This is a genomic window from Janthinobacterium sp. GMG2 (genome assembly GCF_033949445.1).
Taxonomy (GTDB): domain Bacteria; phylum Pseudomonadota; class Gammaproteobacteria; order Burkholderiales; family Burkholderiaceae_D; genus Janthinobacterium; species Janthinobacterium aestuarii.
In genome coordinates this window covers 1-330 of record NZ_JAXAWA010000028.1, presented here as the reverse complement: position 1 = coordinate 330, position 330 = coordinate 1, and the positions used below count along the sequence as shown (strand labels likewise).

Sequence of the window (330 nt, the reverse complement as noted above, 5' to 3'; positions counted from 1 at the left end):
TCCACCTTGCCGGCAGCGACAGCGGCCACGGCGTACAGCCGGCAACTGACGGCCAATGGCGGCGTCGCTCCGTATGCCTATACGGTGTCGAGCGGCAGCCTGCCTGCCGGCCTGACTCTGAGCGGCAGCGGCTTGCTCAGCGGTACGCCAACGGCGGCCGGCAGTTTTACGTTGACCGTGCAGGCGGAAGATGCGCACCAGTTCACCGGCACGCAAAGCTATACGCTGACGGTCGCGTCAGCCTCGGTCAGCCTGACCCCGGCCAGTCTGCCCAACCCGACGGCCGAAGCGGCCTACAGCGCGACCCTGACGGGGACGGGCGGCACGGCG

The 330-nt window shown here is 69.4% G+C and carries 1 protein-coding gene; it reads left to right on the top strand.

Annotated features, from left to right (window positions below; translation table 11 throughout):
- Positions 1–330 (top strand): Ig domain-containing protein (locus SKZ59_RS28155; RefSeq protein WP_319993606.1); only part of this gene is annotated, 330 nt, incomplete at both ends.